We start from the raw sequence: 15,962 nt of genomic DNA on the forward strand, positions 1-15,962 counted from the left end.
AAAAAAACGTCGGCGTCTCTGTCAGTTTTTGGCAAATTGTTTGGGCCTTACACCGAACAATTTCCCCTGACACAGGACGCCGACCCATGGAACTTACACCCTCCTTCCTCCTCTTGCTACAGCAATTCACACCCGTCTTCACCAATCCCTCCTTCCACACCTTCACCTTGATCGCCTCCGGCTGGATCCTCTCGAATCGCCACCGCTATATTACCGAACTCATCTTCTCCAGCGGCCAGGTTGGCATCGGACATTGGTCACGCTTCCATCGCTTCTTCAGCCATGCCGCTTGGGACCTCGATCACTTCTCGATGTCCCTGGCCAAGCTTGTCGTCTCCATCCTCGCACCGGGCGCCACTTTTTACTGGGCCGTCGACGACACCCTCTGCCGAAAACGCGGACTCACCCTCTACGGCGCCGGCATGCACTACGACCCACTCATCTCCAGTCGAGCCAAAGCTCTCGTCAGTTGGGGACACGACTGGGTCGTCCTCTGCCTGATCGTCGTCCACCCGTTCTGGGCACCGACCAAAGTCTTTGCCTTGCCCATCGCCATGCGGCTCTATGTCAACCGCCAAGGCTTAACCAAGGGCAAAAAGAACCAGAAAAAGAAAAAGGCAAAGCCCGATCCCAATCATCGCACCCGCCCCGAACTCGCGATGGAATTGATCCACTTGGCGGCGGACTGGTTCCCCGACGACGAGATCGTCATCACCGGCGACAGCGCCTATGGGGGCCAGAGCATCCTCGGCCAACTTCCGCCCACGGTCCATCTCATTAGCCATGTCCATCCCAAGGGGGCCCTCTATGAGCCAGCGCCTCCCAAGGAGGAGAAATCCAAAGGGGCGCCCCGCAAGAAAGGCCAGCGCCTCCCCGGCATGAAGGAGTGGGCCGAGGATGCGAATCAACCCTGGACCCCACACGACTTTGACCAGTTCGGGCTCCATGCCAGCTTGGCGGTCAAGACGATCCAGGCCCTCTACTACAAGGCCGGCAAGGACCGACTCCTGACGATCGTCTTGGTGCGTGACCTCCAGGGGAAACGTCCCGATCAGATGTTCTACTGCACCAAGCTCGATTGGACCGTCCCGCAGATTCTCTCGGCCTACTCGTACCGTTGGGCAATCGAATGTACTTTTGAAAATACCAAGCAACTTCTCGGCCTCGAGGATCCCGCCAATCGCCTCCCCAAGGCCATCGAGCGAACCGCGCCGATGGCGTTGTTTCTCTACAGCTTGGTGGTGGTTTGGTTCCACCAGACCGGTCATCGATTTCTTCGTTTTCCGGTCCGCCCGTGGTATCCGAAGAAGCAAGAGGCCTCGTTTGCCGACCTGCTGACGACCTTGAGGCGGGTCAGCTATGAGGAGAAAACCGAGGGAGCGCTATCCAACCGGTATGACCTAAAAGCCTGGATTGCGCAGCTCACCGAGTTTCTCAGCCGCGCGGGCTGAGCCGACATCGGCCGGAGATTTCGGCCCTCACTCGCACTTGATCAAGGGGTCGCCGGGGTCGATAACAGGCCTCGGGCCGCTCCCGATCCGTCCCTGTTTATGCGAAACTTGAACTAAGGAACGGGACGCAAATCACTTCCCGAGACTCACCCCACGAAAGTAGGCTGGGGCGAGACCTACGGCGGTTTGCCGTCGAGTGGCGTACGCTCTCGCCGGTTTCAGTCCCACCGGGGCGGCCCAAGGTAGCCCGGGGCAACGCCCCGGGAACTCGACATGCTTGCATGACATGGCCCTGTAAGGGCGGCCTAGTTCGAGCGGGAGCCTTGCGATGTAGGTCATTCTGGTGTAACCTTTTAAGTCGCCATTTCAGGGCTGATTATCCTCGTGGACGAGTCCCCAGGGCGTTGCCCTGGGCTTCCTTGGGCCGCCCCGGTGGGGCTGAATTTAAACCAAACAGTCCGAGGCGTATTCAAGACATAAGGTTGTTTGCGATTATAGAGTCTCTTAACGGGTTAACGCCGTAACGAGGCACGTCCGTGAATCGTTCTGAAATCGGGAAGTGATTTGCGTCCCGTTCCTTAGTACTACAGCGCCAAGTTGTACCGTCTTGATCCGCCAGCCATTGCGAAAGTATGCTCGCCTTCATGGTTTATGGAGGGACGAGTATGGATATCCCACAGATCCGCAAGCTCAAACCCGCGCTGAACAAGTTCCTCAAGCGGTTCGATGACTGCTTCCCGCGCAAGGACACGCGGTCCCATTTGCCGGTGTACGTCTCCGGGCAACTCTCGGACATCCCCGAAAAGAGTGTCGAGCCGATCGCCATCAATGCCGGCGTCCCCGTCAGGACCCTGCAGGAGTTCCTCAGCCAGCACTGCTGGGACCAGGACCGGGCGCGCGACCGGCTCCAGCACATCGTCCGCGACGAGCACGCCGGCCCCAACGCGATCGGCGTCTTCGACGAGACCAGCGACGTCAAGAAGGGGAACAAGACCCCCGGCGTGCAGCGGCAGTGGTGCGGCTCCGTCGGCAAGAAGGAGAACTGCATCGTCACGGTCCACCTCGCCTACGCCCGCGACGGTTTTCACTGCCTGCTCGACGGCGAACTGTATCTGCCGGAGTCCTGGTCCTCTGACCGCGACCGCTGCCGGGAGACTGGCATCCCCGACGCTATGGTTTACCGGCCCAAGTGGACGATCGCCCTGGAACTCTACGACCGCGCCATCACCAACGGTCTGCACTTCGACTGGGTGACCTTCGACGAGGGCTACGGCAGTAAGCCCGAGTTCCTGCGGGGGTTGAGGGGCCGCAGCCAGAAGTACGTCGGCGAGGTGCCGCGGAGCTTCATGGGCTGGATCAAGGCACCGCGTGTCGTCACCAGGAAGTATCGCAAGCACGGGCGGGGCCGCGGCCGCAAGACGCCTCGCCTGGCGAGCGGCAGCGCGCCGGCCCGGCGGGTCGAGGCGATGCTCGATCAGGACGGGTTTCGCAACCAGCCCTGGGTCCGGTGGCGGGTCAAGGACGGGCACAAGGGGCCGATGGTCTGGGAAGTCAAGCACTTGCGGTTTTCCCCCGTGGGCGCGGACGGGTTGCCGGGCGAGCCGCTGCACCTGGTCGCCGCCCGCGACGTCTTGAACCCGGCGGAGTTGAAGTTCTTCGTCGGCGACGCCCCCGAGGAGACGTCGGTGCAGGTGCTGTTGCTCGTCGCATTTTCGCGGTGGCGAGTCGAGCGCTGCTTCGAAGACCAGAAGTCCGAGATCGGGCTGGATCAGTACGAGGGCCGACGCTACCAGGGGCTCAAACGCCACCTGATCCTGAGTTGCCTGAGCTACCTGTTCCTGTCGCGGATGCGACAGGAGTTCGGGGGGGAAAAACCTGGGCCTGACGGAGTGCCAGGTACACACCGCAGTAGCGGCGTTGATCCCATTCTGGTGGTTGGGGCTGAGTGCTCCGCGGAAGCTACTGGAGCGAACCTCCGAAGAGATCGAGCGGGCGCAACGTCGAAACGCCGTGGCACAGCGGTGCCACACCAAGCGGACAAGGCGAAGGCTGCATGAGTTGGGCATCAAACTCACAGAGTTGCCCCGATGCAAATGGGATACGACTTAGCGCTGTAGTATTAGGTGCCTGACCGCTTACCTTTCCCCGTTTCTAGTCGTCATTTGTTTACTGTTGTGTTGCTGACGATCAACACCGGTTCCCTCCCTCCCCCCCCCCGATGGATCTTCCAGGCCCCCCTCCCCCGGCTCCGCTTGAGGTGCTTGTCCACCGTCCCAAGCAAGGTGTACGCCGTCGAACTCGGCTGCCACCGCTTTCCCGATTTTGACTGCAGCCGAGACAGTTGGTGTTTTTGTTGCCGCTTGAATAATCCTCGCAATTGGTAAAGTCGGCTGTAAATTGGGTGATTTGGGATGACCAGTTGTTGTGGTAAGCTCAGGTGAGTGATAGCTTAGAGATCAGCGGAAATTGGTCCGTTCAAAGCTCTTGGGACGCGATATGGTCCGTGTTTGAAACCGGTCTTTTCTTGTGAAGATCAGTGTGTCTTGATTCAACGGGATGGGTTCAAGGTTCAACTGAAAACACCTCACCGATGCAGTTCGCTCGCTCCTTTACGCATTCGGCAGCTGATTTACGACCCTGGCAAATTTAACAGACGATTATTGGGTTCTTTGTACAGTCGGGATTGCCTTTTTTGAGTGTGTGCAGCCGTAAGAACCTGCCTTCGCTTGACACGATGAAGCTTCGACGAGGCGGTGTAAGCACTTCGACGTGGGTCTGGAGCACCGGGGCGGTCACGCGTCACGAGTCGTCGGGATTTTGGCGTGAGGGAATGACCGTTCCACGCATCTCAACGGCGGGCGAGCCATCCCCATGAGCAGCGGATTTGGTCCGGACGACACTCTGATCGACATGTTTCGGGCCGAGGTGGAGGCTCATTCGGAGGTGCTCAGTACCGCCCTGCTCGCGCTCGAACGCGCGCCGGGCGACACGTCGCGGCTCGACGAAATGATGCGTGCGGCGCACTCGATCAAAGGGGCTGCCCGGGTCGTCGACGTCGATCCGGCCGCCCGAGTCGCTCACGTCATGGAGGATTGCTTCGTCGAGGCGCAGAAAGGGACCCTCTCGTTTTCACCAGGAGACATCGACGTCTTGCTGCGGGGGGTGGACCTCCTCGGCAAAATCTCGAACGCGACCCGGGACCCCAACGCGGACCTCGAGCTGGCGTTCAGCGGCCCCGTGCAGGCGCAGGTCGTCGAGCTCCGAGCCGTGCTCAGCGGCACCGGTCCGTCCGGTCGTGGTGCGGTCGCCGTTGAATCGGCGGCCCCTGCCCCGTCACCATTGGCCGTCGCTCCCCAGTCGGAACCGGCGACGGCTTCGCCTCCTCCACCTTCGGTCACGACGATCGCCTTCCCGGACATCTTGGATTCAGCGGCCGTCGAACGGATCCGCGGGCAGTTCCTTGCCGCGATTGATTCCCCGTGCGCGACCATCCAGTTCGATTTACGAGCGACCAGGGACCTGGATGTCCAGGGCCTGGCGTTCCTGGCGGCGGTTCCGCGGCATCTCGCTCGACTCGGTCGATCGTCCCTGGAATTGGCGGGGGTGTCCGTCGAAATGGCGACCGTGTTCCGCGTCACGGGGCTGGATCAGCCTTTCGGCCTTCGTCGCGGCCCGATGCGAGAGGCTGAATAACCGATGGAAGCCCACGCCGATCAATTCGTGATCCAGGCCCGAGAACACCTGGCGGTCCTCGAACAGACGCTCCTTTCCCTGGAAAACCCCGGAGGACCGGAGGAGCGCCGGGAACGGATCGACCGCGGCTTCCGGATCGTCCACTCGCTCAAGGGAGACGCGGGCTTCCTCGGCTACTCGTCGGTTCGAACCCTGGCGAACGCCATGGAAACGGTGCTGGAAGCGTTGAGAAGTGACGCGATCCCGGTTTCGCCCCTGGCGATCGAGCGCCTCCTCGTGGCTCGAGACCATCTCGCGACGCTGGTGGATGACCTGGGAAACAGCCATGCCGCGGATCTGAGCGAGATTCTCGCGCAACTCGAGCGGCTTGAGGACGCGCCGCTTCAGGGCTCTCAGGCGTGGGAGATCGATCTCCGGCAACTGGATCGGGAGTGTTCCGGCCGGATCGCGGGGTTCTTCGCGGCGTTCGAGCGCTGTGGAGCGGTCTCCGCCCCCCGGATCGAGATGGGCTTGGAGGATGTCACCGGTGACTTTGCCCGGGGCCCGATTCACTTCCGTGCCCGACTCAAGACGGCGCTCCAGGCCGAAGACATTCGCCGCGCCCTGGGGCTCTCGGCGGACGCGATGAACGTCCACCAGGACCGATCTTTGCCGCTTTCAGTGGACCTCGCGGAATGGATGCGCGCCAGTCAGCGTCCCTTGGCGACGCTTCTTGCCGAACTCGATCGCCTGGGGGGCGTCGAGGACCCCGTTCTCGAATTCGCGGCGAGCGATTTAGCGGTCGGCCCCCCGGTTGGGCCGGTCCGGTTGCGAGGCAAATTGCGGACGGCGCTCGCTCAGCGGGAGGTTGAGCAACGACTCCGCTTCCCCGTTGAGAATCAGCAGGTCCAGTCACCAAGCGTGGCGATCGCGACGCCGGACCTCGCGGCCACCCCACTCGTGCCGCCTTCGGAATCAGCGCTGGCAACCGTCGAGGGACTCGGTTCGGCAAGCCGAGTTCACGGGCAGGAACCCGACAAGACGGCGTCGCTGCGGATCAGCGTCGAGCTGCTTGACCGCCTGATGACCCTGACCGGCGAGCTCACGCTGATCCGGAACCAGTCGCTCTTGGCTTTCGACCCGGATGACGGCCTGCTCCGGCCCATCGTGCAGCGGCTCGACGCGGTCACGTCCTCGCTCCAGGAAACGGTCTTACGGACCCGGATGCAGCCGGTCGGGAACCTGTTCGGGAAATTCCCGAGGGTGGTTCGCGACCTCGCGAGACAACTCGGCAAGCAAGTGGAAATGACAGTCGTCGGCCGCGACGTCGAGCTCGATAAGACGATCCTCGAACAGCTTTCCGACCCGCTGACTCACCTGGTCCGCAACAGCGTCGACCACGGGATCGAGTCCCCCGCGGAACGGGTTGCGAACGGCAAGCCCGCGGCCGGGCAAATCACGCTGACGGCCGCCCATGAGGACGGCCAGGTTCGCATCGAGATTCGCGACGACGGTCGGGGGATCGACCCCCAAGCCGTGCGGGCCAAGGCGCTCGCCATGCGGCTCAACACCGAGGCCGAACTCGACCGGATGTCGACCCGTGAGTTACTGGCCCTGATCCTCCTTCCCGGCTTCTCGACCGCCCGGCAAGTCACCGAGGTGTCCGGGCGGGGGGTCGGCATGGATGTCGTCAAGACAAACATCGAGCACCTCGAAGGGTCGCTGACGATCGACTCCCAGTTCGGTGCCGGGACGGCGATGATCCTGCGGATGCCGCTGACCTTGGCGATCATCCCTTGCCTGATCCTGACGGTGAACGGCGAGCGTTACGCCATCCCCCAGCGTGAACTGGAAGAAGCGGTCTGCCTGCATCCCGGAATGACCGGCCGGATCGAGCAAGCCTACGACACGGAAGTCTATCGGTTGCGCGACCGGATCCTGCCGGTCGTCCGGCTCCGCGACGTGCTCAGCCGGCCGCATCCGTTCACGGCGGAAGACAAGGCGGAGATCTTGAAGGAGCACGCGGCCAACGCCGACCCGGCCCGCATCGAGTACATCCTGGTGCTACGACTGCCCGGCCGCCGCTTCGGACTGGTCGTCGACGAGGTGCGCGGCACGGAGGAGATCGTCGTCAAGCCGATGCACGCCTCGATCAAACGGGTGGGCATCTTCACGGGCGCGACGATCATGGGCGATGGCCGGGTGGCCTTGATCACCGACGTGGCCGGGATCGTCGAGCACGCGCGACTGAGCTTCGAGGCGGCGTTGGAATCAGAGAAGAAGGCCGCGAGTGCCCGCGAATCGACGCAGTCCCATCGCGTGCTCTTATTCGCATACGGGCCGCACGAGCAGTTCGCGTTGCCGCTGCTCCAGATCCGCCGGATCGAGATGATCGGCCGAGACCGGCTCGATCGCGTCGGTGATCACGAATACGTCACGGTCGACGGCAAGTCGTTGCGGGTGCTCCGACTCGACAAGGTGATCAACGTCTCCGCCCCTGAGCCGGCCTTGGCGGAGTCGAGTTCGCAGATGGCGCTGATCTTGCCGAAGTTCGTGAGCCAACCGATGGCGATTCTCGTGTCGCGGATCGTCGACATGGAATCGTTGGCGGTCGACCTCCAGGAACACCCGGAACAAGACGAAGGCATTCTCGGTTCGGCGATCGTCCGCGACCGGCTGACCCTGTTCCTCGACCTGCATCGGCTGATGCAGAAATTGTTCAACAAGTCGGTGAAAGTTGTGGGGAACCCGGCGGCGGCAACGTCGACCCAACGGCCGAGTCGGCTGCTCCTGGTCGATGACACCCCCTTCTTTCGCGAGGTCGTCAAGCGTTACCTGGTGGCGGATGGCCACTACGTCGAGACGGCCGTGAACGGCGAGGACGCGCTGAGCCTACTCGCGACCGGACGCGAGTTCGACTTGATCGTCTCGGACATCGAGATGCCGATCATGGACGGCTGGGAGTTCGCTCGCGAGGTCCGTCGTCGTGGCGTCAAGACGCCGATGCTCGCGTTGACGTCGCTCAGCGGAATCCCCTACGAAGTCAAAGCCAAAGAATGCGGTTTCGACAGTTACGAGGTCAAACTCGACCATGACCGGCTCGTGCGCAAGGTCGGCAACCTCCTGATCGCCCAGTCCTCATTGACCTGAAGAGAGCCCCCATGGAGTCGCAACGCCTGTTCTGCACGTTCCGCGTGGACGGCCGCCTCTTCGGCGTCGACATCCTCGACGTCAAGGAGGTCACCGCCGAGACGACCTCCACGCGCGTCGCGCATGCTCCCGACGAGGTGCTCGGCCTGGTGAATATTCGCGGGCACATCTACCTCGCCCTGGACTTGCGGCGCCTGCTGGGAGTGCCGGCCACGGAGGTGACGGGCGAGAGCCGGCTGGTCCTCTTCAAGCCTTCGGTCGGCAGCGCGTTCGGAGTGGTCGTCGATCAGATCGCGGAGATCCAGACCGTCGACTCCAATCAGATTGAAAGCTTCACGCAAAATGACCACGAGAACGCCCTTGCGAACGTGCGCCGGGTCGACCTTATCGACGCGGTCTGCAAGCTGAGCGGAGAACTGCTCGTCGTTCTGAACCCGCGACGGTTTCTCGCCGTCGTCGAACAAAAGTTGTCCGCCCTCGCCTGACCAACCACCCTTGATCGCTTCTCCCTCGCAGGGGCTTCATGTGAAAAATCTCAAACTTGCCCATAAGATGCTTGCGTCGACCCTGATATTGATGGCATCGATGCTGGCGGTGACTTACGTGGCCGTGACGCGGCTGACGGCCGTCAATTCCCAGGTTCGCCAACTCGTCGACCAGACCATCGTGAAACGCACGTTGGAGACCGAGCTGCACGTCAAGCTCCTGTCCAGTAACCGCGCCCAGAAGAACTCGATCCTCTCGCCTAATGACGAGCAGTCGAAGGAGTTCGCGGCCGCGTCCCGGGCCAGTATGGTCGACGCTCGGACGATCCTGGAGCAACTCAAGGAGTTGATCGCGGCGGAAAAAAACGTCGGCCAGTCGGCCGCCGTCGAGGCGCTCGGAAAGGCGATCGACGGCTACCAGAAGCTCAACGACGAAGCCCTCGAACTCTCGGTGCAGAACTCCAACGTCAAAGCCAGAAAACTGCTCGCTGGCGATATTCAACGACAGATGGATATCCTTGCGGCGCATTTCCGGAAATGGGTCGGGGCGGTCCCCTCGAAAGAGGCTCCCAGCGCCGCCGACGTCGCCAGACTCAAGACGCTTTACGAAATCCATACCGCGTTGCTGGAATTGCAACCGAACACGACCAAACATATCGAATCGTCCAATGACGAGGAAATGACCGCGCAGGAAAAGAAGCTGGCGGAGCTCCAGGACCGGATCCGGGGCGGGTTGACGGTCGCCGCCGGTGGTGACCCGACCAGCGAGGTCGAGCCGCGGGCCGCCCTGACCGACCTGAACAACGCCTTTGCCAATCTGTTCAGACTCTCAAGGTCGGACACGAACAATCGTTCCACGGCGATCTCCCTGGGCGCGGCCAAGCTCGCGGCCGACGAATTCGTCATCAAGATCAGCGACCTCGACCGGTTGCTCGCCAAGGAAGCCACGACCGGCCGTGACCTGAGCGAAGTCGCCTACCAGAATGGGCTCTGGTGGATCCTGGGGGTGGCGCTCGCGGGCGTGGTGCTAGGCGGTCTCTTCGCCTACTTCGTCACGCAGTCGATCACCCGACCGGTATTCGAGGTCCGAAACCTGGCGCAGGCGATGGCCAAAGGCGACCTCCGGCAGCGGATCCGGCTCAAACAGCACGACGAGGTCGGTCAGCTCTCCGACGCGACCAACACCCTGGCGGAATCGCTCACGCTGATCGTCACCGAGATTCAGAAGGTCTCCGAAGGGCTGGCCGGCTCGGCGACCGACCTCTCGGGAGTGTCGAACCAGTTGCTCTCGCAGAGCGAGCACGCGTCACTCAAGGCGACCAGCGTCGCGAGCGCTTCGGAGCAGTTGTCGTCGAATATCAGCACCATGGCCGCCGCCGCCGAAGAGATGAGCGTCAACGTCGCGTCGATCAGCTCCGCAAGCGAAGAAATGAGCATCAACGTCGGCACGATCTCCTCGGCCGCCGAGCAGACCTCGACCAACGTCAGCGTCGTCTCCACCGCGGTCGGCGAGATCTCCAGCTCCTTCGCCGACGTGTTGAAGGACGTTCGCGAAGGCTCGAACGTGGCCGGTGAGGCGAGCCGGATGGCCGACTCGGCCACGGAAACGATTCAACTGCTCAACCGTTCCGGGGCCGAAATCAGCAAGGTCACCGAGACGATCAAGATGATCGCGCTCCAGACCAACCTGCTGGCGCTCAACGCGACGATCGAGGCCACCTCGGCCGGCGAGGCGGGCAAAGGGTTTGCCGTCGTCGCCCACGAGATCAAGGAACTGGCCAACCAGAGTGCCAAGGCGGCCGAAGATATCGCCCGCAAGATCGAAGGGGTGCAGAACAACACGCGTCAGGCGGTGGAGGTGATCCAGAACGTCTCGCAGATTATCAAAGACATTAACGCATCGTCCGGTAGAATATCACTATCGGTGGAGAAACAGACGCGGGCCGCAACCATGATCTCGCAGAACGTGGGAGAGGCGAACAAGGGGGTCGGAGACATCGCCCGGTCGATCGCCGAAGTGGCCAAAGCCGCGGGAGATATGTCGCGGAATGTGGCCGAGGCCGCGCGGGGAGCGACCGACGTCTCGCGGAACGTCGGCGAGGCGGCGAAGGCGGCCGGCGGCATCTCCTCCGATATCCACGGAGTCAGCGACGCCTCGCGGTCCACCAACGAGTCCGCCTCCAAGGTGAACGACTCCGCGGTGCAACTCGACCAGATCGGCAAGGAACTTCGGAAACTGGTCGGCCGGTTCAAACTCAGCACGGAAGATGCCTCCGCCGTATGAACACGGAACCCTTGCGAGTGCTGATCGTCGACGACTCACGGATCTTCCGCGCGGCCTTGCAGGACGCGCTCGAAGGCAGGCCGGGACTTCGCGTGGTCGGTTCCGTGTGGAGCGGCGAGAAGGCGCTCGAGTTCGTCCGGCAATCGCCGCCCGACTTGATTACGCTTGATGTGAACATGCCGGGACGCGGCGGCCTGGAAACCCTCAGCGATATCCAGGACCTCAACGCCTCCCGGCCGGGCCAGCCCTCGGTCGGGGTCTTGCTCGTCAGCGCCTTGACGTCGCGGGGTGCGGCGACGACCGTGGAAGGGCTCCAGCGGGGTGCATTTGATTTCATTCGCAAGCCCGACGGGCCCGATGAAAAGGCGAATGCGGCCCTGCTTCAACAACAGTTGAACGAGAAAATCGACCTCTTCGTCCAGCGGCGCACCGGACGTTCGGGCACGGCTCCCCCGTCCCATCCCGAACCGCGGGTCGCGCCGTCGAGTGCGGTTCCGGGCCGGTTTCAGTGCATCGCGATCGGGTCATCGACGGGCGGCCCGGCGGCCCTCGCTCGATTGCTTCCCGCCTTGACGAAGCAAACCACTCTGCCGATTTTTATCGTTCAGCATATGCCGATGGGCATGACGGGTTACTTTGCGGAAAGCCTGGGGAGAAGGTGCAACTACCGGATCGTCGAAGCGTCGGACGGGGACCCTGTCCAGCCGAGCACCGTCTATGTCGCGCCCGGGGGGCAACATATGATCGTGCGGCGTCGCGCCGGGCGGGTCTTCCTTGGCCTCAACGACCAGCCTCCTGAGAACAGGTGCCGTCCTTCGGTCGACGTCTTTTTCCGCTCCGTCGCCCTCGCCTACCCGCAGTCGGTCCTTGCCGTGGTTCTGACGGGGATGGGGTCCGACGGCGCGCAGGGGCTGGGGCCACTCAAGCGAAACGGGGCGTACGTGCTCGTCCAGGACGAAGCGACGAGCGTGGTCTGGGGAATGCCCGGCGCGGCGGTCGCCACCAACCTCGTCGACGAGGTTCTTCCGCTGGACCGCCTCGGCCCCACCATCCTCTCTCTGCTCGGGTCCAAGGCGACGCCATGCAACTAAGCGACGCCGCATTCCAGGACATCCGCAAGGCCGTTCACAGCCTCTGCGGCATCGTGATCTCGGTCGACAAGCAATACCTCGTCAAGTCGCGTCTGGAAGCCATCCTCAAAAGCAACGGCCTGCCCTCGTACGAAGCGCTGGTGCAGCGGCTGAACCAGCCGGGGTCGCGGCCCCTTCAGGACCAGGTGATCGAGGCCATCACGACCAAGGAGACTTCGTTCAATCGGGACGGCCATCCCTACGACGAACTTCGCCGCACGGTTCTCATGGACCTTGCCAGCCGGTTGATCGAACGGAAGGCGTCGCCCCGGCTCTTCTCCCCCAAGGTTCGCATCTGGTGCGCAGCCGTTGCGACCGGCCAGGAAGCGTATAGTGTGGCGATGGCCGTGACGGATTTCTTGGCGGCTCGCCCCGGCCTGGGTCTGACCCCTGACGATTTCCCGATCCTCGCCTCGGACATCTCCTGCAACGCGCTTGCCACGGCCCGAGAGGGGCGATATACCACCGCGGAACTCGGCCGTGGACTCAACCACGATCAGCGCGACCGCTTCTTCCGCCAGGAGAATGGGGCCTGGGTTGTCGCCCCCTCACTCCGCCGAATGGTCGAGTTCCGCCCCCTCAACCTCGTCCAGCCCTTGCCCAACCTGGGGACCTTCGACTTAATCTTGTGTCGGAATCTCTTGATCTATTTCGATGAGTCGACACGCCGGCGCCTGTGTCAAGGCTTGCACGCGGCCCTTAACCCCCAGGGGCTCCTCTTGGTCGGCGCGGCGGAAAGTCTTTACGGAGTTTCCGACGCCTTCGAGGCCGAGCGTCTCGGCAATACCGTCGTGCATCGGAAGTCGTGAGCGCTCGGTGAACTTTTCGGAACGGGCATCGACTGATCGACAGAAAAGTCGAGTCCGTTCTTTTTCGCAGCCCCGGAGGCCGAACTTCGCCGGAGTAACTCGTTCCCACGCTCTGCGTGGGAATAATGCCGTTTTGGCCGCTCTGCGGCCCCACCCGCCGGGGAAGAAAGATGACGCAGAGCGTCGCGGACGGCATTCCCACGCAGAGCGTGGGAACGAGATCCCGGTATCCTTGCTACAGTCTCCTCAATCCCCGCTGAAATTTACGGTCCACTGCGAGGCCATGGTTGGCGTTGGGCGGGCGCGGAAAACTTGGTGTCAGCCGACATGCCGCCATTCTGGCGGCACCCGAACCGATGAAAATGCACACTCGCTACCACTCAGTTGGTTGGAGCTCGCTATTTTCAGAGCAGTTCATGTTACCGCATCGGCCATTTGTCGAAACCTAAACTGACACCGAGTTTTTCCTTCTGGCATACTTTAGCCGTCGTCAATCCCGCCGAAATTTACGTCTCACTTCGAGTCTGTGGTTGGCGTCAGGCATGGCTTCCTCGCCTTGGCGACCCGTCCCGAGTCAGTGGACCGTTCCTCTCGGTTCCGCGGTTTCATCGAATAAATCGGCGCTTTCATCGGTCCAATCGACAGAAGTGTTGTTGGTTGACCCCAGACCTGCACGCTTCATCCTGGTCCCACTCACCGATTGTTGAGGAGGAAGCATGAACACTGCCTTTTGGCTGGTGGCCGCGTTGGCCTGCGCGCAGTTCGGCGGGATGGTATTGGGGTCGGCCCCTGCGAACGCCGATCAGAATGCGCAAACGTTGGTCGAGAACGTGCCGCCGCCCCGGCCCGCGGCGAGTCGGATCGTGGCTGTGACCGTGTACCAGGGCCAGGCGCTCGTGACCCGCGAGGTGAGCGTCCCCGAGGGCGAGGGGACGATCGAACTGGTCGTCACTCCGCTCCCTCCGCAGACTGTCGATGGCTCGCTCTACACTGAGGGGATCGAGGGCCTGCGCGTGCTCAGTACCCGATACCGAACCCGCGCCGTCAAGGAGGACACGCGCGAGGCGGTCCGAGCCAAGGAAGCACAACTCAAAAAGCTCCAGGCCGACGCCGAGCGACTCAAAAATGAGGTCGCCGTCCAGGTACGCGACCTCCAGTACCTCGAGAAGCTCGAGGGCTTCACCGGCTCGGCGCTGACGAACCTGACGGCGAAGGGGCGGCTCGACAGCGAAGGAGTCCTGACCCTTAGCAAGTTCGTCATGGAGAGCCGAGGCCTGAAGGCGAAGGCCCAGACCGAGCTCCACCAGCAGTTGCTGGCCAACACTGAAGGGGCCGAGTTCACCAAACGGCAGCTCACCGAGATGTCGGCCGGCTCGAGCCGGGTCGAACGTGACGCCGTGATCGTCGTGCACAAGACCCGGCCCGACGCCGGCACCGTGCGACTCGGCTACCTCGTCGGCGCGGCCGATTGGTCGCCGCAGTACCGCCTCCGAGGCGGGGCCGACGACGCCCCCGTCCGGATCGAATGCCTCGCCGCCGTGGTCCAGCAGACCGGCGAAGCCTGGTCGGATGTCCGCGTCACGCTCTCCACCGCTCGCCCTTCGCTCGACGCCGCGCCCCCGGAACTCCTCCCGCTCAAAATGAACATCGCTGAGACCGTCAATTCCGGCCCCATCGCGTCACGCGACGACCGGTCCATGCGGATCGCGGAGGAACTCGGCAAGCTCATCGATCTCCCGTTCAAGGAGGAAACGCCACTCGAAGATGTGATTAAGTTTATCCGGAGCAGTACCCGGAATTCCGCCTTTCCCGAGGGGATCCCGATCTATGTCGATCCGGTCGGGCTCCAGGAGGCGGAGAAGACCATGACTTCACCCGTTCTTTTCGACCTGCCGCAGGTTCCCCTGAAAACGTCATTGAAGCTGATCCTCAAGCAGCTCGGCATGGTTTACCAGGTTCGGGACGGACTGCTGATGATTACCTCAAGTGACTCGGAGGACCTGGTGAATCCGGACGGCTCGGTCGTTGAACGAGGCTTTGCGGGGGGTGGCTTCGGGGGAGGAGGCATGGCCGGTATGGGAGGGATGGGCTTCACGTTGGAGAAACTGCAAGCGACCGGCAGCGTGAGGCTCAACCAGGCGGCGGCCAGCGACCAGGCCGAGGAGATGCGCGTTCAGGACGACCCGGCGGCGGGGCTTCGCTTGGGTGAGAAGGACAGTCCGAGCGTCACTTTCAACGTGGTCGGCCGTATCGATATCCCGTCGCGCAGGGACCCGCAATTGCTCGAAGTCAATCGGGTCGAGCTGCCTGCCGAATACTATGCCAAGGCCGTGCCCGTCCTGTCTCCTCGCGTCTATCGCCTGGCCAAGCTGACCAACAAGAGCGACCTCGTACTCCTGCCTGGTGAGGCCACGGTCTACGTCGGAACCGATTTCGTCGGGCGGATGAAACTCCCCTTGGTGGCCGCGGGAGAGCCGTTTGTGGTCGGCTTCGGCGTCGATCCCCAACTCCAGGTTGGCCGGCGGCTGGTCCACAAGTCGCGCACAGTGCAGGGAGGGAACCAGGTCTTCTCCTATGAATTCCGGATCAGCCTGCGGAACTACCGGCCCGGCCCGGTTAAGGTTCAACTCTGGGACCGCCTGCCCAGCCCGGATGGCGAGGCCGTGGTGGTCAACCTGGTGAAGACGTCGGCCGCACTGAGCACCGACGCTCTCTACGAGCGCACCGCCCGGACCGATAACCTGCTGCGCTGGGACCTCGAAGTGCCTCCGGGCACGGTCGGCGACAAGACGATGTCCCTGAACTACGAGTTCCGCCTGGAATACGCCCGCGACCTCCCACAACCCCGGTTCATCTCCGGCGGCCTGGGCGAAGCCCCCATCGGTGGCGGGGCCATGGGCATGGGCGGCATGGGCGGCGGCATGCGATAGCGCACGCCTCGGAAATTTCGCTCGCCCCAAGGCGAGCGGGGAGCGTCAGCT

9 protein-coding genes are annotated in these 15,962 nt (G+C 62.8%); all 9 read left to right on the top strand.

The genetic code is table 11. The annotated features are described in order from the left end of the window. Positions 1-86 precede the first annotated feature (86 nt). Positions 87-1,451, top strand: a complete 1,365-nt coding sequence (locus BUS42_RS21635; RefSeq protein ID WP_074304624.1) for an IS701 family transposase — start codon at positions 87-89, stop codon at positions 1,449-1,451. Between the two features lie 665 nt (positions 1,452-2,116). Beyond that, positions 2,117-3,508 (top strand): IS701 family transposase, encoded by a 1,392-nt coding sequence (locus BUS42_RS21640; RefSeq protein WP_074304409.1) that lies wholly within the window; start codon positions 2,117-2,119, stop codon positions 3,506-3,508. 814 nt (positions 3,509-4,322) lie between these two features. Next, positions 4,323-5,144, top strand: coding sequence for an STAS domain-containing protein (locus BUS42_RS21645; RefSeq protein ID WP_074309620.1), 822 nt, complete (start codon positions 4,323-4,325; stop codon positions 5,142-5,144). Between the two features lie 3 nt (positions 5,145-5,147). Beyond that, positions 5,148-8,273 (top strand): hybrid sensor histidine kinase/response regulator, encoded by a 3,126-nt coding sequence (locus BUS42_RS21650; RefSeq protein WP_074309621.1) that lies wholly within the window; start codon positions 5,148-5,150, stop codon positions 8,271-8,273. 11 nt (positions 8,274-8,284) lie between these two features. Then, positions 8,285-8,758 carry a chemotaxis protein CheW gene (locus BUS42_RS21655; protein WP_074309623.1) on the top strand — a complete coding sequence of 158 codons (474 nt, stop codon included), beginning with the start codon at positions 8,285-8,287 and terminating at the stop codon, positions 8,756-8,758. 40 nt (positions 8,759-8,798) lie between these two features. Beyond that, complete coding sequence (locus tag BUS42_RS21660) at positions 8,799-11,042, top strand: HAMP domain-containing methyl-accepting chemotaxis protein (protein ID WP_143206427.1); 2,244 nt, start codon at positions 8,799-8,801, stop codon at positions 11,040-11,042. Next, positions 11,039-12,133 (top strand): chemotaxis-specific protein-glutamate methyltransferase CheB, encoded by a 1,095-nt coding sequence (cheB, locus tag BUS42_RS21665; RefSeq protein WP_074309626.1) that lies wholly within the window; start codon positions 11,039-11,041, stop codon positions 12,131-12,133. The genes BUS42_RS21660 and cheB overlap by 4 nt, the downstream gene beginning before the upstream one ends. Continuing rightward, positions 12,124-12,981: a CheR family methyltransferase gene (locus tag BUS42_RS21670; RefSeq protein ID WP_074309628.1), complete on the top strand. Its 858-nt coding sequence runs from the start codon at positions 12,124-12,126 to the stop codon at positions 12,979-12,981. Before cheB ends, BUS42_RS21670 begins: the two co-directional genes overlap by 10 nt. A gap of 716 nt (positions 12,982-13,697) precedes the next feature. Further along, positions 13,698-15,911: a mucoidy inhibitor MuiA family protein gene (locus BUS42_RS21675; protein ID WP_074309630.1), complete on the top strand. Its 2,214-nt coding sequence runs from the start codon at positions 13,698-13,700 to the stop codon at positions 15,909-15,911. Positions 15,912-15,962 lie beyond the last annotated feature (51 nt).

Origin of the sequence: Singulisphaera sp. GP187, assembly GCF_900129635.1 — a bacterium.
GTDB lineage: Bacteria > Planctomycetota > Planctomycetia > Isosphaerales > Isosphaeraceae > Singulisphaera.